Source organism: Tsukamurella sp. 1534, assembly GCF_000312385.1.
Taxonomy (GTDB): Bacteria; Actinomycetota; Actinomycetes; order Mycobacteriales; family Mycobacteriaceae; genus Tsukamurella.
This window is the reverse complement of record NZ_HE997627.1, coordinates 323,573-345,053: the sequence shown is the minus strand read 5'-3', so window position 1 is coordinate 345,053 and position 21,481 is coordinate 323,573. Positions and strand designations below refer to the sequence as shown.

Annotated in this window: 18 protein-coding genes; 11 read left to right on the top strand and 7 right to left on the bottom strand. The window is 71.9% G+C overall.

All coding sequences use genetic code 11. From position 1 onward, the window contains the following. Positions 1–6 precede the first annotated feature (6 nt). The 8 genes from BN39_RS14010 (at position 7) to BN39_RS13975 (ending at position 9,345) form a co-directional block, all read left to right on the top strand. A complete protein-coding gene (locus BN39_RS14010; protein WP_019203048.1) occupies positions 7–741 on the top strand; it encodes a GntR family transcriptional regulator in 735 nt (244 codons plus the stop codon). A 33-nt stretch (positions 742–774) separates the two neighbouring features. Beyond that, entirely contained in the window at positions 775–1,914 is a 1,140-nt protein-coding gene (locus BN39_RS14005) for a 2-methylaconitate cis-trans isomerase PrpF family protein (RefSeq protein ID WP_019203047.1), read from the top strand. A 3-nt stretch (positions 1,915–1,917) separates the two neighbouring features. Beyond that, positions 1,918–3,243 carry a tryptophan synthase subunit beta gene (gene trpB / locus BN39_RS14000; protein WP_040767995.1) on the top strand — a complete coding sequence of 442 codons (1,326 nt, stop codon included), beginning with the start codon at positions 1,918–1,920 and terminating at the stop codon, positions 3,241–3,243. After that, entirely contained in the window at positions 3,240–4,022 is a 783-nt protein-coding gene (gene trpA / locus BN39_RS13995) for a tryptophan synthase subunit alpha (protein WP_019203045.1), read from the top strand. The genes trpB and trpA overlap by 4 nt, the downstream gene beginning before the upstream one ends. Then, the gene (locus BN39_RS13990; RefSeq protein WP_019203044.1) at positions 4,003–5,154 is read left to right on the top strand and encodes a diguanylate cyclase; all 1,152 of its coding nucleotides are present in this window, start codon (positions 4,003–4,005) and stop codon (positions 5,152–5,154) included. The genes trpA and BN39_RS13990 overlap by 20 nt, the downstream gene beginning before the upstream one ends. An 11-nt stretch (positions 5,155–5,165) precedes the next feature. Continuing rightward, positions 5,166–6,371 carry a diguanylate cyclase domain-containing protein gene (locus tag BN39_RS13985; protein ID WP_148281501.1) on the top strand — a complete coding sequence of 402 codons (1,206 nt, stop codon included), beginning with the start codon at positions 5,166–5,168 and terminating at the stop codon, positions 6,369–6,371. 122 nt (positions 6,372–6,493) lie between these two features. Continuing rightward, positions 6,494–7,705: a diguanylate cyclase gene (locus BN39_RS22310; protein WP_019203042.1), complete on the top strand. Its 1,212-nt coding sequence runs from the start codon at positions 6,494–6,496 to the stop codon at positions 7,703–7,705. Positions 7,706–7,716: 11 nt separating this feature from the next. Further along, positions 7,717–9,345 carry an ABC-F family ATP-binding cassette domain-containing protein gene (locus tag BN39_RS13975; protein WP_019203041.1) on the top strand — a complete coding sequence of 543 codons (1,629 nt, stop codon included), beginning with the start codon at positions 7,717–7,719 and terminating at the stop codon, positions 9,343–9,345. An 11-nt stretch (positions 9,346–9,356) separates the two neighbouring features. Here BN39_RS13975 and BN39_RS13970 read toward each other — a convergent pair whose 3' ends face one another. The 6 genes from BN39_RS13970 to BN39_RS13945 form a co-directional block, all read right to left on the bottom strand. Then, positions 9,357–10,151 (bottom strand): SDR family NAD(P)-dependent oxidoreductase, encoded by a 795-nt coding sequence (locus tag BN39_RS13970; RefSeq protein WP_019203040.1) that lies wholly within the window; start codon positions 10,149–10,151, stop codon positions 9,357–9,359. 24 nt (positions 10,152–10,175) lie between these two features. Then, positions 10,176–10,766: a class F sortase gene (locus BN39_RS13965; protein ID WP_019203039.1), complete on the bottom strand. Its 591-nt coding sequence runs from the start codon at positions 10,764–10,766 to the stop codon at positions 10,176–10,178. Further along, positions 10,763–12,019, bottom strand: a complete 1,257-nt coding sequence (locus BN39_RS22305) for a prealbumin-like fold domain-containing protein (protein ID WP_148281500.1) — start codon at positions 12,017–12,019, stop codon at positions 10,763–10,765. Before BN39_RS22305 ends, BN39_RS13965 begins: the two co-directional genes overlap by 4 nt. Before the next feature lie 249 nt (positions 12,020–12,268). Beyond that, a complete protein-coding gene (locus BN39_RS13955) occupies positions 12,269–15,622 on the bottom strand; it encodes an ATP-binding protein (protein ID WP_019203037.1) in 3,354 nt (1,117 codons plus the stop codon). Then, complete coding sequence (locus BN39_RS13950; RefSeq protein WP_019203036.1) at positions 15,619–16,380, bottom strand: DUF4194 domain-containing protein; 762 nt, start codon at positions 16,378–16,380, stop codon at positions 15,619–15,621. The genes BN39_RS13955 and BN39_RS13950 overlap by 4 nt, the downstream gene beginning before the upstream one ends. Position 16,381: 1 nt before the next feature. Continuing rightward, a complete protein-coding gene (locus BN39_RS13945; RefSeq protein WP_019203035.1) occupies positions 16,382–17,890 on the bottom strand; it encodes a DUF3375 domain-containing protein in 1,509 nt (502 codons plus the stop codon). A gap of 95 nt (positions 17,891–17,985) precedes the next feature. Between BN39_RS13945 and BN39_RS13940 the strand changes: the two genes are divergently transcribed. The 3 genes from BN39_RS13940 (at position 17,986) to BN39_RS13930 (ending at position 20,842) form a co-directional block, all read left to right on the top strand. Then, positions 17,986–19,014, top strand: a complete 1,029-nt coding sequence (locus tag BN39_RS13940; RefSeq protein ID WP_019203034.1) for a glycerophosphodiester phosphodiesterase family protein — start codon at positions 17,986–17,988, stop codon at positions 19,012–19,014. A gap of 207 nt (positions 19,015–19,221) precedes the next feature. Further along, the gene (locus tag BN39_RS13935; protein WP_019203033.1) at positions 19,222–19,971 is read left to right on the top strand and encodes a YdcF family protein; all 750 of its coding nucleotides are present in this window, start codon (positions 19,222–19,224) and stop codon (positions 19,969–19,971) included. Between the two features lie 46 nt (positions 19,972–20,017). Beyond that, a complete protein-coding gene (locus tag BN39_RS13930) occupies positions 20,018–20,842 on the top strand; it encodes a VOC family protein (protein WP_019203032.1) in 825 nt (274 codons plus the stop codon). Positions 20,843–20,845: 3 nt separating this feature from the next. On the opposite strand, the gene BN39_RS13925 is transcribed toward BN39_RS13930, so the two are convergent. Beyond that, positions 20,846–21,415 (bottom strand): TetR/AcrR family transcriptional regulator, encoded by a 570-nt coding sequence (locus tag BN39_RS13925; protein WP_019203031.1) that lies wholly within the window; start codon positions 21,413–21,415, stop codon positions 20,846–20,848. Positions 21,416–21,481 lie beyond the last annotated feature (66 nt).

The following is a 21,481-nucleotide window of genomic DNA, read 5'->3' as shown; positions in this document are numbered from 1 at the left end:
GAACACATGGTGGACACCCTGGAAGACCGGTCCCGCACGCAGCCGCCCCGCTACTTCCGCGCCAAGCTGGAGCTTCAGAAGAGGATCGCGGCGCTGGGCCACGGCGACACCCTGCCCGCCGAACGGAGGCTGGCCGACGAACTCGGTGTCTCGCGCACCACCCTGCGCAAAGCGCTCGCGGAGCTCTCCGCCGAGGGAGTGCTGCGGCGCGAGCACGGCAGCGGCACCTACGTCGCGCCGCCCAAGGTGGTGCGCGTGCGGCAACTGACGTCGCTCAGCGAGGACTTCGGCGTCGACGGGAAATCGGTCACCTCGCGGGTCATCGCGGTCGAGCACGTCACCGCGGACTCGGAGACCCAGGCCGCGCTCGAGCTCCCGCGCGGCGCGCGGGTGTACCGGGTGACCCGGCTGCGCATCGTGGACGACGAACCGCTCGCGATCGAGGTCGCCCACCTGCGGGGCCCGCTGCGCGGGTTGGCGGGCCGGCTGCACGCCGACGCCTCGCTCTACGAGGCCCTGCGCGTGCACTACGACCGCGAGATCGCGGCCGTCGAGGACACGGTCGAGACCGCCCTCGCCGCCCCGCACGAGGCGGACATGCTCGACGTACCGATCGGCCACCCCCTGCTGATGGTGCACCGGCTCGGCCGCGATCCGGAGGGGACGGCCCTCGAGTGGACCCGTAGCGTCTACCGCGGCGACCGGTTCAAGTTCGTCGCCCGCGCCACCACCGGACGCTGACCCGCCGGCGCGCGGCGGGTGAGGAGGAAACGGATGCCCCGCGACGGTTGGATACCGGCCGCCTTCATCCGCGGCGGCACCAGCAAGGGCCTCTTCTTCGAGGAACGGGAGCTTCCCGGCGACCCGCGGTGCCGCGACGCGTTCCTGCTGTCGGCGATGGGATCGCCGGACCCGTACGGTCGCCAACTCGACGGGATGGGCGGCGGCCTGTCGTCGCTGTCGAAAGCGGTGATCGTCGCCCCGTCGGGGCGCGCCGGGGTCGACGTCGACTACACGTTCGCGCAGATCGCGATCGACCGGCCGATCGTCGACTACTCGTCCAACTGCGGCAACCTCGCCTCGGCTGTGGGCCCGTTCGCCGTCGATCAGGGCGTCGTGGAACGGCCGGACGGCGCGGCGACAGTCCGGATGTACAACACCAACACCGGTAAGACGATCGACGCGCACTTCGAGGTCGCCGACGGGACGGCGCGGGTGGACGGCGACCTCGCGATCCCGGGCGTCGGCGGGGCCGGAGCCCCGGTGCGGCTCGACTTCCTCGACCCGGGCGGTTCGCGCACGGGCCGCCTGCTGCCCTCGGGTGCCGAGGCCGAGCGGATCGACACCCGCCACGGGCCGATCGAGGCATCGCTCGTCGACGCCGGCAACCCGGTGGTGTTCGTGACCGCCGAGGCCGCGGGTATCCGCGGTGACGAGACCGTCGCCGAGCTCGAGTCCCTGCCCGGGGTGTTGTCCCGCCTGGAGGAGGTGCGGTGCCGCGCCGCGGTGGTCATGGGCCTGTGCGCGACGCCCGACGGTGCGCCGTTCGCCGCGCCGAAGGTGGCGGTGGTGGCGCCGCCGTCTGCGTACTCCACTCTGGACGGGACGCCCGTCGGCGCGGACGCCTACGACCTGAGCGTCCGCACCATCTCCTCGGGGCAGGTGCACCGCGCGATCCCCGTGACCACCGCCCTGTGCGCCGCCGTCGCCGACGCGCTTCCGGGGACAGTGGTCGCGCGGACCGCGCGGGATCGGGACGGGGCGCTCCGGATCGGGAGCCCCTCAGGGGTTTTCGCGACGGAGGCCGAGGTCGATGACGACGGTCGCGCGGTCCGCGCGTCGCTGTACCGGACGTGCCGCCGACTGATGCAGGGCAGCGTGCCGCTCCGCCCTGAATCCCCGTTGACCGGGTGAGGAATACTTGGGGGCGTGAGCTTGCCTAACGCCAGCAGTGGACTGTCCGAACGATCGGCCTTCGAGCCCGACGGGGGCGGGCACTGGGGCGTGTGGGGCGGCCGCCACGTGCCGGAGGCGCTCATGGCGGTCATCGACGAGGTGACAGCGGAGTTCGAGAAGGTGCGCAGCGACCGCGGATTCCTCGACGAGCTGGACCGGCTGCAGCGCCAGTACACGGGCCGCCCGTCGCCGCTGTACCCGTGCCTGCGGCTCAACGAGCACGCGGGCGGCGCGAGCGTCTACCTCAAGCGGGAGGACCTCAACCACACCGGCAGTCACAAGATCAACAACGTGCTCGGCCAGGTGCTGCTCGCCAAGCGCATGGGCAAGACGCGGGTGATCGCGGAGACCGGCGCCGGCCAGCACGGCGTCGCCACCGCCACCGCGTGCGCCCTGCTCGGCATCGACTGTGTGATCTTCATGGGCAAGGTGGACACCGACCGGCAGGCGCTCAACGTCGCCCGGATGCGGCTGCTCGGCGCCGAGGTGATCGCCGTGGCCTCCGGGTCCGCGACGCTCAAGGACGCCATCAACGAGGCGCTGCGCGACTGGGTCAGCAACGCTGACACCACGTACTACTGCTTCGGCACCGCCGCCGGCCCGCACCCGTTCCCGCTCATGGTGCGCGACCTGCAGCGGGTCGTCGGCATGGAGGCCCGCGAGCAGATCCTCGAGGCCGAGGGCCGCCTGCCCGACGCCGTGGTCGCCTGCGTCGGCGGCGGGTCCAACGCGATCGGCGTCTTCCATCCCTTCATCGGCGACGCGGGTGTGCGGCTCGTGGGCTGCGAGGCCGCGGGCGACGGCGTGGAGACCGGCCGCCACGCCGCGACGTTCACGGGCGGCACGCCCGGCGCCTTCCAGGGTGCGTACTCCTATCTGCTGCAGGACGACGACGGCCAGACCATCGAGTCCCACTCGATCTCCGCCGGCCTGGACTACCCGGGCGTGGGGCCGGAGCACGCGCAGCTCAAGGAGTCCGGCCGCGCGGAGTACATCCCGGTGACCGACGCCGAGGCGATGGACGCGTTCGCGCTGCTGTGCCGCACCGAGGGCATCATCCCCGCGATCGAGTCCGCGCACGCCGTCGCGGGAGCGCTCCGGGTGGGCCGCGAGCTGGGACCGGATGCGGTGATCGTGGCGAACCTGTCCGGGCGCGGCGACAAGGACGTGGATACGGCGGGGAAGTGGTTCGGGCTGCTCGACGGCCACGGCGACGTGGTCGGCCAGAAGGTGGTCGGCGAGGACCTCAACACCGAGACCCGCAACAGCGAAGGGAACGTGAAGTGAGCGCACTGGCACCCGTCTTCGAACAGTGCCGGGCGGAGGACCGCGCCGCGCTGGTCACCTACCTCCCCGCCGGCTACCCGTCGAAGCAGGCCGGCATCGACACCGTCGTGGCGATGGTGGAGTCGGGCGCCGACATCGTCGAGATCGGTGTCGCCTACAGCGATCCCGTGATGGACGGGCCGGTGATCCAACGCGCCGCGGACGACGCGTTGCGCGGGGGTATCCGGGTGCGCGACGTGTTCTCCTACGCCGAGGCGGTGGCGAACGCGGGCGGCGCTCCGGTCGTGATGGCCTACTGGAACCCGGTGCTCAAGTACGGCGTGGAGGCGTTCGCGCGCGATCTCGCCGCGGCCGGCGGCCGGGGCATGATCACGCCCAACCTCATCCCGGACGAGGCGGACGAGTGGATCGACGCGGCCGACCGGCACGGGCTCGACAAGATCTTCCTCGTCGCGCCCTCCTCGACGCCGGAGCGCCTCGCCATGACGGCGAACGCCTCGTCGGGATTCCTCTACGCGGCGTCGACGATGGGCGTCACCGGCGCCCGGGACGCGGTGGACAACGTGGCACCGGAACTGGTGGCCAGGGTGCGCGACGTGTCCGACATCCCCGTCGGCGTGGGGCTGGGCGTCCGGTCGCGGGAGCAGGCCGCGGAGATCGCCGGGTACGCCGACGCCGTCATCGTCGGCTCCGCTCTGGTCAGTGCGGCGGGCGACTCGCTGGACGCGGTGCGTTCCCTGACCGCCGAGCTGGCCGCCGGTGTCCGACGGGGCGCGTAACGGTGCCGTCGCCGCGCGCCGCGCTTGGCGGCGCCTGACCGACCGGGGGGCGTGGCGCGACGCCGGTGCCGAGGAGTACTCCTTCGCCACCGAGTCCCTCCGATCGCTGCGGGCCGGCCGGTTCCTCAAGTACGCGATCGGCTCCCTCGCGATCCTGCTGCTCCCGATCGCTGTGATCATGCAGTTCAACGCGCTGGGCCCGCAGGGTGTCCCTGCGCGGGTGGTGCAGTTCGTGGCGTCGGTGTGGGGCTTCGTCCTCGGCGTCGAATGGATCGCGGGGCCGTGGCCCACGGTGCGCCGAGCCCGGTGGTTCCTCGTCCTGTCCGACATCCTCATGACGGCGTCCATCGCCGCGGGGGCGAGCCCGACCGGCCGCGTCGCCGGGACCGTGCTCCTCGCCATGCCGGGTATGTTCGCCGCCTTCTTCCTCGGCTGGCGGATCCTTCTGGTGCACTGCTCCTTCGCGTTCGTCGTCATCACCGCGCTCACCGCGTACGCGGTGACGGTCGAGGACCGTAGCCTGGGCGAGTTGTTCGTGTTCGCCACGCCCGCTCTGATCACCGTCGTCGGCCTGCCCGTGATGATCCAGGTGGTCGTCGAGACGGGCCGGCGGGGTGTCGAATGGATCTCCCGCGAGTGGTACGTCGACAGCCTCACCGGCGTCTACAACCGCCGCGGCATGGTGCTCGGGATGCGCAGGGTGATGGCCCGGAAGGCCGGCCCGGGCTCCGTCGTCGTCTCGGCGATCCTCGATCTCGACGCCTTCAAGCGGTTCAACGACGAGTTCGGCCACGCGGCGGGGGACACCCTGCTCACCGAGGTCGCGCGCCGGCTGAACACGGTGCCCGAGGTACTCGTCGCGCGCAACGGCGGCGACGAGTTCGAGGTCTTCGCGGTCCGTCCTGGGCGCGAGGAGGCGCGCCGTACCGTCGACCGCTTGTGCGCACTGATGGCGCCCCGCGGCGCCGGTGCCGACGCGCGCATCGCCGGCAGCCTCGGCATCGTGATCGCCCGAGGCGCGGGGGTGGACGACCACGCCGACTGGGTCATGAACGCCGACGGCGCGCTGTACGCGGCGAAACGCAGCGCGATCGCCTCCGTCGTGCTCCGGGAAGCCGCTTTCCGCGAGTAAAATCCCCGCTCGTGGGCGAACGGGGCGATGAACGGGCGGGCTTCCCGTCGGACGCGCGAATCGGCCGCCGACGTCCGATGACGCCCGGCCGGCTCGCGAGGATCGTGGTGCGGGCGCTCACCGACTGGGGCGCGTGGCGGCGCGCCGGCCGCCACGAGTTCGCGTTCATGTGGCGCGGCATCTCGATGTTTCCCGGTGGCAGGATCGCCATGCACGTGGTGGTCGGCAGCCTCGCGATCCTCATGCTCCCCGTCGGCCTGCCGATGGTCTGGCACCCCTTGGGGCCGCCCGGGCCGCTGCGGACGGGCCTGTACGTCGCCGCGATCGTGGCGGCGGTGTTCCTCGGCGTGTGGTGGGCGGTCAAGCGCGATCACACGTTCCGGGAGGCGGTGACCTTCATCGTCCTGTCGGATCTGTTGATCGTGCTCGGGACCGTCGTCCTCGGCGCTCCCGCGTCCAGGATCTGCGGGACCATCTACCTGGGCATGATCGCCATGCTGGTGGCGTTCCTCCTGGGGTGGCGGGCCCTGGTCCTGCAGGCGTTGTTCGCCTTCGCCGTGATCACCGCGTACGTCGCGGTCTCCGTCGTTCAGGACGGGGTCACGGTGCTCGACCTCTACGTGTACGTCGCACCCGCGGTCACCATGGAGGTCGGGCTTCCGATCATCGTGCAGGTGCTCGTGGAGTTCGGGCGCATGGGCATGGGGAAGGTCTTCACCGAGCGGAACCGGGACCCGCTCACGGGGCTCTACAACCGGCAGGGTCTGCGCGCCGCCCAGCAGGACCTGCTGCGCAGGCAGCGGACGGGCCTGTGCGTCGTGGCGATCGTGGACCTGGACTCGTTCAAGGCGTTCAACGACGCCTACGGGCATCTCGCGGGGGACGACAAGCTCGCCGAGACCGCCCGCAGACTCCGCGCGGGAGTCGACGGTGCGCTCATCGCCCGGCTGGGTGGAGACGAATTCATCGTCGTCGCGTTCCGCAGTTCCCGGTACGGCGCGGACACCGTGATCCGCGCCCTGCGCCGCCTCGTCACGGGCTCCGAGGACGAGCCGCCGGAGGTGACCGGAAGCGTGGGCGCGGTCATCCTCGAGGAGCCGACCCGGCCGGCCGTGGAAGCGGCGGTCGCCGATGCGGACGCCGCGCTGTACGAGGCCAAGCGCGATCGTCGCGTGCACATCGTGGTCCGGGAGGCGAGCTCGCACGCCGTGCGGTGAGTCGCGACTGTTGCAGTAGCACACCACGATTCGGTTGCAAGTGCACACTGTGGGTTGCGACGTGGCTGGGACTTTCGCCCGGTAGGGTTCCGGACCGTGAATATCGAATTCGACGGCGGCAGGTGAGTCGCGCCCTCGGCGGCGCCCGCCGGAAGCCGACGGTGTCGGCCGTGCTCCGCGCGATCGCCCGCAGGCTCGGGGATCGGCCGGCCTGGCGCGAGGCCGGACTGGCGGAGTACGCGGCGGCGACCTCGTGGCTGCGGGTGCAGGGCGGCGGACTGGCCCTGCGCGCCGCCGTCGGCGGCCTGGCGCTGCTCATGGTCCCGCTCTGCATCGGAGTCCTGTTCTCGTCGGCCCGGCCCCAGTCGCCCGCCGCGATGGCGGTGTTCGTCGCCACCTCCAGTGCCAGTGCCGTGCTCGGCGTCTGGTGGCTCGCGCTGCGGAAGCCGGCCGCGCGGGACGCCATCCGGTTCGTGGCGGTGGCCGATGTGTGCCTGTTCGCCGGATGCCTCGCCCAGGCGGGCCCCGCCAGGATCAGTGGGACGACCTACCTCGGCATGCTCGCGATGATGACCGCGTTCCTGCTCGGATGGCGGATCCTCCTGCTGCACTGCGTGTTCTCCGTCGTGGCGGTCGCCGGGGCGACGGTCGCGACGATGGCGCTCGACGGGTACTCGCTGGGCGATCTGTACACGACCCTCGCGCCGGCGCTCGCGATCGTGTTCGCCCTGCCGATGCTGGTGCAGTTCGTGGTGGAATCCGGCCGGCGCGGGATCGGGCAGATCGTCGCCGAGGGCAACCGGGACGCGCTCACCGGCCTCTACAACCGGCTCGGGATGCAGTCGACCCTGCGCGGGGTCGTCGAGCGCGAGGAGGGGCCCACCGCGGTGGCGGTGCTGGACCTCGACGGGTTCAAGCTCTTCAACGACACACACGGACACCTCGCGGGCGATCAACGGTTGGTCGGGGTCGGCGCGCTGCTGCGCTCCGGGCTGCCGCGGTCCGTCGTCGCGCGGATGGGCGGCGACGAGTTCGTCGTGGTCGCGGTGCGGGAGTCGGTGCCCGAGGCGCACGCGGTCGTCGCCCTGCTCGAGCGGCTGGTCGGCGTCCGCGCCGTGCGCTCGCCGATCGACGCCAGTGTCGGCGCCGTCGTCCTCCCGCGACTGCGTGCCTCGGATCTCGCGCAGGCCGTGGCCCAGGCCGATGCGGCGCTGTACGAGGCGAAACGCGATCCCGCCCGGCGGCTGGTCCTCCGCACGCCCGCGCCGCTGCCGGCGGTGAAACCCGTCACCACCGGCGAAACGGAGATGAGAAGCGGACCGTCGGACCGGTAAGCTGGACCGTTGTGATCACTGCAACCGACCTGGAAGTGCGCGCCGGGGTCCGCACCCTGTTGACCGCCCCCGGGGATCAGTTGCGGGTGCAGGCGGGGGACCGGATCGGCCTCGTCGGCCGCAACGGTGCCGGGAAGACCACCACGATGCGCATCCTCGCCGGAGAGGGCGAGCCGTACGCCGGGCGCATCATCTCCTCCGGCGACGTGGGGTACCTGCCCCAGGACCCCCGCGAGGGCGACCTGGACGTGCTGGCCAAGGACCGCGTGCTCTCCGCGCGCGGGCTCGACCGGATCGTCGCGCAGATGCAGAAGCAGCAGGTGCGCATGGCCGAGCTGGTCGGCGACGAGCTGGACACCGCCGTCCGCAAGTACGGCAACCTCGAGGAGCGGTTCTCCTCGCTCGGCGGTTACGCCGCCGAATCCGAGGCCGCCCGGATCTGCAACAGTCTGGCCCTGCCCGACCGGGTCCTGGAGCAGCCGCTGCGCACGCTGTCCGGCGGCCAGCGGCGCCGCGTGGAGTTGGCGCGCATCCTGTTCGCCGCATCCGACGGTTCGGGCGGCAAGTCCGACACCACCCTGCTGCTCGACGAGCCCACCAACCACCTCGACGCCGACTCGATCGGCTGGCTCCGCGGCTTCCTGCAGAACCACGACGGCGGCCTCATCGTGATCAGCCACGACGTGGACCTGCTCAACGACGTGGTGAACCGGGTGTGGTTCCTCGACGCCGTGCGCGGCGAGGCGGACGTCTACAACATGGGCTGGAAGAAGTACCTCGACGCCCGCGCCACCGACGAACAGCGGCGCCGGCGCGAGCGCGCCAACGCCGAGAAGAAGGCCGGGGCGCTGCGGGTGCAGGCCGCGAAGATGGGGGCCAAGGCCACCAAGGCCGTGGCCGCGCAGAACATGCTGCGCCGCGCCGAGCGCATGATGAGCGAGCTCGACGAGGTGCGGGTGGAGGACAAGACCGCGCGGATCAAGTTCCCCGCGCCCGCACCGTGCAGCAAGACGCCCCTCATGGTCAAGAACCTCACCAAGACCTACGGCTCGCTGGAGATCTTCACCGGCGTCGACTTCGCGATCGACAAGGGCTCGCGCGTGGTGGTGCTCGGCCTCAACGGCGCGGGCAAGACCACCCTGCTCAAGCTGCTCGCGGGTGTCGAGACCCCCGATGTGGGCGGGTTCGAACCGGGCCGCGGGCTGAAGATCGGCTATTTCGCGCAGGAGCACGACACCCTGGACGACGAGGCCTCGGTGTGGGACAACATCCGGCACGCCTCGCCGGATGCGGGGGAGCAGGACCTGCGCGGCCTCCTCGGCGCGTTCATGTTCACCGGGCCGCAGCTGGAGCAGCCCGCGGGCACCCTGTCCGGCGGCGAGAAGACCCGTCTGGCGCTGGCCGGGTTGGTGTCCTCCGCGGCCAACGTCCTGCTGCTCGACGAGCCCACCAACAACCTGGACCCGATCAGCCGCGAGCAGGTGCTCGAGGCCCTGCGCTCCTACGAGGGGGCCGTGGTGCTGGTGACGCACGACCCGGGCGCCGCGGAGGCGTTGAACCCGGAGCGGGTGATCCTGCTGCCCGACGGCACCGAGGACCACTGGAACGAGGAGTACCAGGAGCTCATCGAGCTGGCCTGATCCCGCCCGGATCAGGGCAGGATGGAGTCCACGTAGCCGCCGTCCACCCGAACGGCGCCGCCCGTGGTGGCGGACGCGAGCGGCGAGCTGAGGTACACCACCATGTTGGCGATCTCCTCGGGCTCGATGAGCCGCTGGATCAGCGACTGCGGCCGGTGCCGGCGCATGAATTCGCGCTGCGCCTCCTCCCACGGCAGGTCGCGGTCCACCAGCTGGTACACGAAGTCCTCGACGCCGCCGGTGTGCGTGGGGCCCGCGATCACCGAGTTCACCGTGACGCCGGTGCCTGCCGCGGCCTTCGCGAAGCCGCGCGAGACGCCGAGCAGGGCCGTCTTCGAGACCCCGTAGTGGATCATCTCCGCGGGGATGACGATCGCGGAATCGCTGGCCACGTTGAGGATCCGGCCCCAGCCCTGGTCCGTCATCGCGGGCAGCACCAGGCGGGTGAGGCGCACCGCGGCGAGCACGTTCACCTCGAAGTATCGCCGCCACTCGTCGTCGGTGATCTCCAGCGGATCCTCCGCCCCGAACACGCCGAGGTTGTTCACCAGCACGTCCACGCGGCCGAGCTCGGAGATCGCGTGCTCGGCCTCCACCTCGACCGTGACATCGGCGACCACGGGAACCGCTTCGGCCTGTGGAACCCGTTCGCGTACGGCGGCGATCGCGGCGTCGACCCGGTCGGCGGACCTGCCGTTGATCCCGACCCGGGCGCCTGCGCGCGCCAGCCCGACGGCGATGGCGAGCCCGATCCCCTGCGTGGATCCGGTGACGAGAGCGGTACGGCCGGTGAGATCGATGCGCATGGCTCGACCCTAACCGCCGATCCGTCAGGCGCGCTCCGCGTAGACGACATCGTTGTTCTCGTACCCGAGCGGCGGCCCGACGAACTTCCCGCCGCAGGTGACCAGGATCAGCGTCTCGGGGCCGTCGAGCCGGTTGAGGTCGTCCACGGGCAGCCGGCCCTTGTCGATGGAGAGCGTCCGCGTGACCCGGTAGCGCACCGCCGCGCCGTCCTTGCCGGTCAGGGTCACGGCATCGCCCTGCGCCAGGCCGCTGAAGCGCTTGGCGAAACCGTCGCCCTGGCGGGCGTCGTCGACGTGCCCCGTGACGACGACCGATCCCTTGCCGGATCCGGGGAGGGACGAATCCACCCACCAGCCCACGCGATCGACGGCCTGCGGCGGGTACAACGCCCCCTGCGCGTCCGTCGCGACGGCGTCCACCGGCGCGTCCGCCCCGCTGGTACTCACCCGCACCGGGGTGGTCGCCTCGGTGGCGACGGCGCTCACCGGAGGGCGCAGGTCGCTCTGGGCGCTCGGATTCGACGGTGCCGGCGTCGCCGTCCCGTCCACGCCGCCGCACCCGCCCAGGAGCAGCAGCGCGGCGGCGACCGCGGCGGACCGTCGGGCGGCGATCACGACGCCCTCAGGGTGGGGCCGGACGGGATCGACGAGATCGGAACGCGCACTTCGGGGTTGCGCACCACCGGACCGGCGTCGATCTTGACGTTGGTGACCCGCACCTCGAACCGCGGCGTGAGGTGCACCTGGAACGCGGTGCCGGAGCCGTCGCGGATGTACCCGGCGGGCGCCACTGTCTCGATGGCCCGGTAGCAGCCCGAGGGGAGCGCGAAGGCCGCGATTCCGTCGGCGCCGGTGGTCACCGACCGCACCACGTCGCCCGATTCACAGCGGGCGATGGCGAACCGCGCGCCGCCAAGCGGGGCGCCGGTCAGCCGGTCGGTCTTCACCAGGGCGCCCTCGGTCTCCACCTCACCGGGCGGGATGGTGACGCCGCAGCGGAACCGGAACCGCAAGTGGTTCACGCCGTTCCCGACCACCCGGGCGTAGGCGTGCGGGCCCAGCAGAACGCACGACGCGGGCCACGCGGTGGGGACCACGGTGATGCAGCGGCCCGGGAACGCGCCGCCCCCGTTGCCGTTTGAGTCGGTGCGGGCGCCGCCGAGCGGGCGGCCCGTCTCGCATTCGGAGACGGCGTATTCGGAGGCGACGCCCCGGCCGTCCTGATCGCGGGCGGCGAGATCGATCCGGACGGCGCCGTGCGGCGGGGGAGGCGTCGTGGTGGGCGGCGGAACGATGCCGCCGCGCTCCATCGTGAACCGGAACTCGACGCGCCCCGAATCGCTGACGCGCGTCATGGCGCTGGGCCCGGTCACGCGCCAGTTGGTGGGGACCCGATCGATCTTGGCCTGGACGCACGGTCCGGTCACCGTGGTGGCACCGCCGTCGCCGAGGGTGGCGCCGGGGCCGCCGCTGCACCCGCGCACGTACGCGGTCGCTCCCGGGACGCCGGCGCCGGTGGGGTCGACGATCCGCACCGCACCCACGGTGAGCCGGCCGGGAGGCCCCTGCGGAGTCGACGTCGTCGGCTTCGTCGTCGGGAGCGTGATCGTGGGCTTCGGCTGTGTGGTGGGAGTGTTCGGCCGCGTCGTCGGTTCCTGCGTCTGCGTGGGCGCGGGTTTCGTGGTCGGTGCGGTGGTGGGCCGCGCGGTGGTCGGCGGCGGCGTCGTGGTGGTCGTCGTCGCGGGCGACGGCTTCGGCTCCGCGGGCTCGGCGGACGCCACGGACGGCAGCAGCCCGATCAGCGGCACCAGCGCGACCGGCACGAGCAGCGCCCTGCGGATTCGATTGTCTCGGCTCGCGTTTCGCATCGGGTCCTCCTCGGTCGTGCCCGGCGATCACAGTGATGCCAGACATGAGGAAGATCGGACCGCGTCCCGGGATCCGTTAGCCGCGTTACTCGATCGTTATTGCCGGCGGACCGGCGCGGCACCGGGAAGAGCCTGCCGCGCACCGTCGAACCGCCAGGTCAGCGAGGGCGCGTCGGCGCCGCGGCATCGCCCGCCGACGCCCGTTGCGATACCCCAACCCGTGCACCGGACACCGCGACGGCCGGAGCGTCAGCGCGACGTGGCGAGCTCGCCGAACGTGGCGTACCGGGCGTCCGACCGCGCCCCGTCGGACCCGACCTGCTTGTCCACCAGGATGACCTGCCCGATGAACGGCTCCACGATGCCCACCATGCGGATCGGGGCCGCGATGAGGAGCTGGAACCCGAACTGCTCGAACGCCCGCAGCGACTGGGCCGAGAAGCGCTCGTCGGACTTGCTGAAGGCCTCGTCGAGCATGAGCGGAGCGAAGGCGGGCTCGTTGGAGCCGTCGACACCGTGGCTGCCGAGCGCGAAGCTCAGCGCCGCGGCGAGGCAGAACGCCACCAGCTTCTCCTGCTCGCCACCGGAGTTCGTGGCGGTGTTGCGGTACGTCACCACCGCGGGCGCGTCCGGTGCGGCGCCCACCGCGTTCTCCCGCCCGTAGAACGAGTAGCCGGTCCGCACGTCGAGCACGTTCTCGGTCCAGCGGCGCGAATCGGGATCGTCGCCCGTGAGCCGCAGCACCAGTCCGCGGATGCGCTTGAACTGCGCGGCCATCGCCTCGGGCTCCGCCCGCTTGGCGGCGGGCGCATCCCGCACCATCTCGTCGACCAGCTTGGCGAACTCGGTGGCCTCGGGGGTGGGCCGGGCGGCGTAGGCGATCTGCAGGTAGGTGCCCTCGTTGAACTCGACCCGGCGCAGGCCGGCGTTGACGTCCGCGATGCCCCGGGTGATCGCGCGATGGGTGTCGTCGACCTCCTTGAACAGGTTCGACACCGAATGGCTGACGTCGGTGGTGATGAGCCGGCGGAACTTCTCGGTGGCCGCCGCGAGCCCGTGCGCCACGAGGTTCTCGTGCACCGCGACGAAGTCGGTCGCCGACGCGACGTCGGCCGACAGCTCGGTCGACGAATCCGGCCACTCCCGCAGGAACTGCTCCGCGCACCGCACGATCCGCGACTCCGCCGCATCCCGCTCGGCCGTCGCCGCGGCCTGCTGCCGCTCCAGTTCGGCCCGTAGATCCGCACGCACCTCGCCGTAGGTGTCCAGGGTGAGGCGGCGGTCGCCGTCGGTGAGCAGGTGCCAGAGGGCCGTGTCGAGGAACTCGCGGTCCTCGTCGGTGAGCGTCGGCGTGCTCTCACCCTCGATCCGCTCGAACTCCGCGAGCAGATCGTCGAACTCCGTGCCCGCACGGTTCATGGTCTCGGTGAGCGCGCCGATCCGGGTCTGCGACTCGGCCAACTCGCCGTACGCGTTGTCCGCCTGCATCTCCAGCTCGCTGAGGTCCGCGTTGCCGGAACGCGCATCGGCGATCCGGTCCGCGAGCTCCTCGGCTTCCGCGCGGGCGGCCCAGTGATCCAGCTCGGCCCAGGAGGCGTATCCGAGAACCCCGGTCGCGCCGTCCGCGACGGCCTTGAACTCGGCGAGCTCGTCGCGCAGCGTGGCGGAGGCCTCGGATGCCTTGGCGTGCACCGCCGCCAGCTCGTCGCGGCGGCGCTGCAGAGCCTCGCGCTTGCTGCCGGTGTTGGTGCCGAGCACCCACTGCGAGCGGTCGGAGACGGACCGCCGGTCGTCCTTGCGGAATCGGCCGCCGGCGTTCTTCACCAGCCCTTCCGGCGTCACGGCCTGCTCGTGCTCCTCCAACTCGGCGGGGGAGTCCACACAGGCGTGCCGTGCGGCCCGCGCGACGGCCCCGACGAGCCAGCGTCCCGCCTCGGTCGCATCGTCCACCGTGAGCTTGGCGGCGAGCGTCCCGGGTTCCGCGGCCGGGCCGCCGGAACCGTCGACCACCTGGTACGTGAGGACGCCCTGCACCCGGTTCGCGTTGACGTGATCGGCCACCGCGCGCTGGTGCCGAGCCGGCACCAGGAGGGTGGTGGCGAGCGGGCGCAGCACGCGTTCGGCGGCGCCCGCCCACCTGTCCTGTTCCGCCGGCCGCACGTCGATGAGCTCCGCGGCGTACGGCAACTCGTCGGCGGGGATGCCGGTGGCACGCGCGATCACGTCGCGCTGGTCGAGCAGCGCGGGCGGCAGCAGCGACGCGCGCCGGTCCAGGACGGACAGCTCGTCGTCGATCGCCTCGACGGCGCGCCGGGCGTCGGACTCGTCGGTGTAGGCGCCGTGCACACGGCCGGCGAGCGCTTCGGCGGCCTCGGTGGCCCGGTCCCGGATGCCGGGCACCTGCTCGCGCAGCGCGGCGAACTCCTCGGCCGATTCCGGCGCGCGTTCACCCAGCTTCTCCACCGCGGCCGCGAACCGCTCGTAGGCCCGCTGGCGGGCCTGGGTCTGCAGCTCGCGGGACTGCAGCTCCGCCTCCAGCACGCCCACCTCGCCCTGCTCCTGGCGGAGCCGGTGCAGCAGTTCGTTGTAGCGCTGTTTGCGCTCCTCGGCCCTGTCCTCCCATCGGGCGATCTGCGCGTCCATGCCCGCGCGCTCGCCCTCGATCCTGTCCATCTGCTCCTGCAGCAGCCGCAGGCGGTGGCCGCGGAGGTACGACCGCACGGGCACGCCCAGCAGGTCCGCGGCGCGGGTGGTCCCGACGGTGGCGGTGCGGTACTTCTCGTAGGCCTCCGGCATCGGCCGCAGAACCTTCTCCTGCGCCTCCGCGCGCGCCGCGGCCCGGTACGCCTCGTCGAGCTGGGTGAAGTTCTCCACCAGTCGCTCGGCGCGGGCGTAGGTCTGCGGCCGGTCCAGCATGTAGGTGCGGATGAACGCGTCGAGGTCGCCGACGTTCTTCATGGCCTTCGCCTTGCCCAGCAGGGCGAGCGCGGCGCTGGAGGTGCCGATGCCCACGCGGCGGCGCAGCGCCTCCTGGTAGGCGGCCTGGGTGTCGAAGGACTCCACGCCCGGGTTCCGCGACCGCCAGCCGCGGGTGTCGAATCCCGCTGTGGCCCAGGCCTGCAGGTCGAGCAGGTCGAACGGGCCCGAGTGCAGCTGGTACCAGGACTTCAGCGAACTGCCGTCGGTGCCCGAGCCCGGGAACCACTTCACGGCGACGGCGGTGGTGACGTTCCCGGCGCCGTTGTCGTAGGTCGCGGCGACCGCGGACCACGTCGCCGAATCGCCGCGCAGGTACTGCACTTTGGACTGCTGGTGCTCGTCGTCGTTGACCGACCAGGCGCCGCGCACGTAGTCCGCCATCGACCGGGCCGCCCGCTTCGCGCCCTTCGCGGACATGTCCGCCGACGCGTTGAACGACTGATCGTAGGTCGGCAGCAGCACCACCGAGTGCGCGTCCATCAGTGACGACTTGCCGGAACCCGAAGGGCCGGTGAGTATCACGCCCCGCTCGTCGATGGGGAAGTCCTTGTAGCCGTCGAAGGTGCCCCAGTTGACCACCTGCAGGCGGGTCAGTCGGTACTGGCCCAGGTGCTTGCGCGTCACGCGTCGCCCTCCTCGGTGTCCACGGGCTCGTCGTCCGCGGCGTCCGTCTCGACGGTGGCGGCGGCCTCGCCCAGATCGTGGTCCGCGTTGGCCAGGTCCCGGTACGCGGCGGTGTACAGGTCCACCTGCTCGGGGGTGAGCAGGGAGGCGATCACCGAGTGCACGGCGTACCGCTCGCCGGTGCCCACCCGCCGGATCAGGCGCCGCGTCTCCAGCTGGTTGATCGCGGCGTCGGCCTTCTTCACGAAGCCCGCCTCGTCGGTGTCGCGAGCGGGCCGGAAGGAGAGCAGGTGGTCGATCATCTCCTGGCGTTCCACCACGGCCGTCTCATCCGGGCTCGACAGGTACTTCAGCCGCAGGAACAGCGCGAGTACCGACGCCGCGAGGGAGAGGCTCTGCGCGCGCAGCAGGTTGCGCTGCCGCGGATCGTTCTCGCCGACCTGCCGGGTGAAGGCGTGCTTGGTCTCCCGGTTGATCTCCAGCAGCAGGTTCAGCTCGGACAGGCGGCTGCGGAGCAGCGTCTCCTCGGCCTCGATCACGGCCCAGTTCTTCGATCGCGACGAGACGTGCGGGGCGGCGATCAGCTCCTGCAGCGCGTAGCAGACCGAGTTCGGCAGCTGAGAGCTGTCGCCGTCGAAGCGCGGGGCGGTGTCGGCGCCGCGGAGCGAGCGCACGGCCTCCTCGTCGCCGATGGAGAAGTCGGCGAGGTCGATCTCGGGGAGCCCGGCGGTCTCGATCTCGAAGGATTCGTCGGTCATGTCAGGCCTCCTGCTCGAACAGGGTGGTGGGCTCGGGCGCGGCCGAAGCGGGGGTCAGGGGCGGGAGCGCGGCCGCGAACTCCACGTGCGGCACGGTGAGCTCGCGCGGGCCGCGCGCGGTGTGCGCGACGACGGTGACCGGCCGGTCGGCGTCGACGGTGCCGTACCGGGCGCCCAGCGACCACACGCCGACCACGTCGCCCGCGCGGGGCCGGTCGATCCCCGCGAGGACGGCGGCGAGGTCGGCACCGTCGGACCCGGAGACCGCGTCGTTCACGGCGGACGCGAGCACCTCCCAGTCGATGGCCTCGCGCCCCACCAGCCGCGCCGGGTCGATCGTGAACTCGCCCGAGGTCTCGCGCACCTCGGGCGGCAGGGTGACGACGCCGTCGTGGAACTTCAGGGCGCCCACCGAACTGGTGTCGACGGCGGTCATCGGGACGGCGAGGCCGGTGTCGCGGCTCGCGGGGACCGCGTCGAACGCCTCGACGGCGGCGCGCTGCGCCTCCGTGATCCGGGCGCGCAGCGACTGGTACTGCAGGAAGTCGCCGTCCTTGACGAAGGTGTTGATGCGCCGGTACACCTGCCCGCGGATCTCGTCGACCCGCTGCACCTGCATCCACATCCGGTCGAGGAAGCCGGTGAGGGAGTCCCGGAGGTCATCGGGGAGCTCCACCGCGTCGACCACCGCGGCCACCGACTCCTCGAGCCTGCGGCGCAGCCGGTGGTCGGAGAGCAGCGTGTAGAACGCGTCGAACGCCTTGCCCTCCGGGGTGTTCGCGAGCTCGTCGTGCCCGTCGAACAGTCGCTGCAGCGTGCGCGCGTAGGCCTCTGCCTCCGAACCGCCCGCCGCGTCCAGCCCGTGCGTGAGCAGGGCGCGGGTGTGCTCGCGCAGCTTCTCGCCGTAGCCCAGGATATCCGCCGGCATGCGCTCGGCGAGCGAGCTCACGATCTTCAGGTCGTCGACCACCTTGCCCTGGTCGTACTCCGGCACCAGGCCCGCACGGAGCGCCTCGCGGCGGCGGGTGAGCTCCGCGATCTGCTCGTCCAGGGCCCGCAGGTGATCGTCCGGGTCGGAGCTGACGGTGACCGCGACCGCCGCCAGGCGCGCCGTGACCAGCTCCAGGGCGGTCTCGGTGGCCACGTTGCGGTCCAGCGACACCGCCTGGACCTGGCCGAGCGCGGTCGTTGCGCCGCGGGTCAGCTGGCACACCTCGCGGTCCTCGTCGTCCAGCGTGCGGGAGACGAACCCGTTCTTGACCCAGGTGTCGAGGACGTCGGTTCCGTCGGGCACCGGGCGCGCCCGGTCCGTGAAGTGGGCCTGCAGGGATTGCAGGTCGACGGAAAGGGCGTCCGCGAGCTCCTCCGCGTCGACGGGGCCCGTCCCCAGGCGCGCGGCCATGAGTGCCAGGTAGGCGACGGCGTTGGGGGAGCGGAGCAGCCGCAGCGCCACGTCGTTGTCGGCGTTGTCCGTGAACGCGGCGTACAGCTCGGCGGCCGATTGCGCCATCGTGTACCTCCCGTTCGTGACCGACGGCCCAGTGTAGCGATGGGGCTTCATCCGCACGTGAGGCGCCGTTCACCCCCGCTGCCTACGGTGACGCCATGTCTCTGCGCCGCCTCCTCGTTCCCGTGCTGTGCGCTGCGACGGCCCTGGGTACAGCGGCCGTGCCGGCCGCCGCCGTGCCGCGGACCGTCGACCTGCAGGCGCACCGGGGAGGGCTCGGCCTGCAGACCGAGTCGACGCTGGACGGCTTCGCCGCCGCCATGCGGCTCGGCGTCACCACCCTCGAACTCGACACCCAGGTCACCCGGGACCGGCGCGTGGTGATCACGCACGACCGGAAGGTGGACGCGAAGAAGTGCGCCGACACCGCGCCCGCGACGCCCGGCGATCCGCAGTACCCCTACGTGGGCGAGTTCGTCCGCGACCTGACCTACGCCCAGATCCGCACCATGAACTGCGGCTACGAGAAGGTGACCGCGACGCAGCGCCTGGTGGAGGGCGCACGGATCCCGGAGTTGCGTGAGCTCTTCGACCTCGTCCGGTCGCGGCGCTCGCCCGTGCGGATGAACATCGAGACCAAGGTCGAGGCGGGATCGCCCGAGCAGACCGCGCCCCGCGGCGAGTTCGTGCGCGCGGTGGCGGGGGAGATCACCCGGTCGGGCCTGGCCCGGCAGGTCACGATCCAGAGCTTCGACTGGAACGCGCTGCGCGAGATCGGCCCGCTGCTGCCGGGGGTGGGGCTGATCGCGCTCACGAACGGCGAGCAGTTCTTACAGACGGGGAAGCCCGGCGCGTCGCCCTGGCTCGGCCTCGACGTCGATGCCCACCGCGGCGACTGGGTGCGTGCCGCGAAGGAGACGATCCCCGGGCTCACGGCCGTCTCGCCCGTGCAGGGCGACCCTCAGGAGGGCGGTGTCGGCGACCCCGGATTCGTCCGCTTCACCACGCCGGCGGTGATCCGGCGCGCGCACGACCAGGGGCTGAAGGTCATCCCGTGGACCGTCAACGACCCCGCGACCATGCGGGCGTTGCTGCGCGACGGGGTGGACGGGCTGATCACCGACTACCCGGACCGTGCCCGCGCGGTCTTCAGCGAGCTGGGGATCGCGCTGCCCGCTGCGTCGTAGGGCGAGAACCAGGGCGAGAACCAGGGCGAGAGCCGGGACTTCCGGTGGGTTTCTGCGACGACACGCCGGTGACGGACCGCAGGAATGCACCGAAGATCCGGGATGCCCGCGAACGGCCGATGATCACAATAACAACAGTCACGTGTACACCACGCACCTCATTGGTGTAGTTTTCCACCGAACGACTCATTTGTCACGGAGGACAACATGCGTGTCTCTGGTTATATCCGTTCCATCGCGTCACTGACGGTCGCCGTCGCGGCGGCGGCCACCCTCGCGACCGGGGCGGCGGGCGCGGCACCGTCGACCGCGTCGCTGACGGACACGGCCTTCGAACGCCAGGCGGCCGGCGACACCGCAGGCGCCCAGGCGGCGATCAACCAGATGCCGACGGACCAGGCGCAGAAGGTCGTGGCCGTGATGCAGAACGTCAACCAGGCGCTCACGTTCCCCCTGACCGATCAGGTGCCCAGCGGGATCGCCCCCGGCAGCGCCATCGTCATCCTCGGCTTCGGTCTGGAGGACAACGGCGGGCTGCGGCCGATCCTCGTGGAACGCCTCACCAAGGGGCTCGCCGTCGCGCAGGCGTACCCGGCCCTTCCGGTGGTGGTGACGGGAGGCGCCCCCAAGGCGGGCAAGACCGAGGCCGCGGCGATGAAGGAATGGCTGCTGGCGCAGGGGCTCCCGGGGACGCGCATATACACCGAGGACCGTGCCGGTTCCACGCAGGCGAACGCCATCAACACCGCGGGGCTCATGCGCCAGAACGGATTCGGTAACGGTGCCGTCCTGGTGACCTCCTCGGACCACACCCGGCGGTCCGTGGCCGACTTCCTCGTCGCCGGCATCACCCTGCAGGCCGTGGTGGCCTCGGACGCCAAGGCGCAGTCCGCCCCGATGTCCACCAGTGGCGTGCAGGGGGTCTACCGCGACGCCCGCGGGGTCGCGCACATCTGACCCCGGAACCCTGGAACTCCGTCCCGCCGTGTGCAAGGTTTGAGGCATGACCGAGTACACGGCGCCCGTCGGCGCCCCCGTCTGGATCGATCTGATGAGTTCCGACGTCGACGCCGCCGTACGGTTCTACGGCGCGGTGTTCGGCTGGGAGGCCGAGCCGCCCGACGAGGAGCACGGTGGATACCGCAACTTCCGGGTGAACGGGAACCGCGTGGCCGGCGTGATGGCGCCGCCCGACGGTGGCGGTGGCCCCGGCGACGTCTGGTCGATGTACCTGCGCTGCACGGACGCCAAGGCCTCGCTCGCGGCCGCGACCGCGGCGGGCGCCTCCGTCGTGGTGCCGGTCGTCCCCGTCGGCGACCTCGGCCGCTTCGCCTTCGTCATCGACCCGGTGGGCGCCGCGGTGGGACTCTGGGAGCCTGGCGCGCACCCCGGTTTCGTCGAGCGCGGCGTGCCCGGGACCCCCTACTGGTTCGACTGCATGAGCCGCAGCTACGACGCGTCGAAGGCGTTCTACCGCAGCGTGTTCGGGTGGGAGCTGGAGGAGATCGGCAGCGGCGGCAAGCCCGGCTCGTTCGGCCCGGACCGGTACAGCCAGGTGCTCGTGGGCGCGGACGGGGCGAAGGACGGGGTGGCGGGGATCATGGACGCCGCACCGCTCTTCGACTCGGGCGTGTTCGGCGACGGGACCCCGTCGTTCTGGCAGGTGTACATCACCGTGGAGGACACCGACGCGGCGGCCGAACGGATCACCGCGGCCGGCGGGCAGATCATCCGGCCGGCCGAATCGACGCCGTGGGGGACGATGGGCTCCGCGACCGACCCGGGCGGCGCGGTGTTCCTGTTCGCGACTCCGCCGGACGGGAGATAGCGCTCAGGCGTTGTCGCGCCGGACCGAGGCCTCCACGAGATCGAGGACGGCCTCCAGGCCCTCGGTGGAGCGGCCGGACGCCAGGTGCGTGACCAGTCCGTCCAGGACCAGGTCCAGGTACGCCAGCATGACCGACGTGGGGAGGTCGTCGCGCAGCCGGCCGCGCTCCTTCTGCTGCTCCAGGCGCCGCAGCGTGGCAGCCGTCAGCTCGGCGCTGCGCTCGGACCACTGGCCCCGGAACTCGGTGTCGTTCTTGAGGCGTCGCGCGATCTCCAGCCGCGTGCCGAGCCAGTCGAACCGCTCCGGGTGGGCGAGCATGTCCCGCATCACCTGCACCAGGCCCTGCGTGGCCGCGATATCGGCCATGCGCTCCGCGTCCTCCCGCGCGAGTGCGAGGAACAACGCGTCCTTGTCCCGGAAGTGGTGGAAGATCGCGCCGCGCGAGAGGCCCGTCGCCGCCTCCAGGCGGCGCACCGTCGCACCGTCGTAACCGAACTCAGCGAAACACGTCCGCGCACCGTCGAGGATCTGACGCCGGCGGGCGGCGAGGTGATCGTCGCTGACCTTGGGCAAGGGGGACTCCTGATTACGGGGCGGCGGGCCCGGCCGCTGGGGCCGGACCCGCCGTCACTGGTCGAA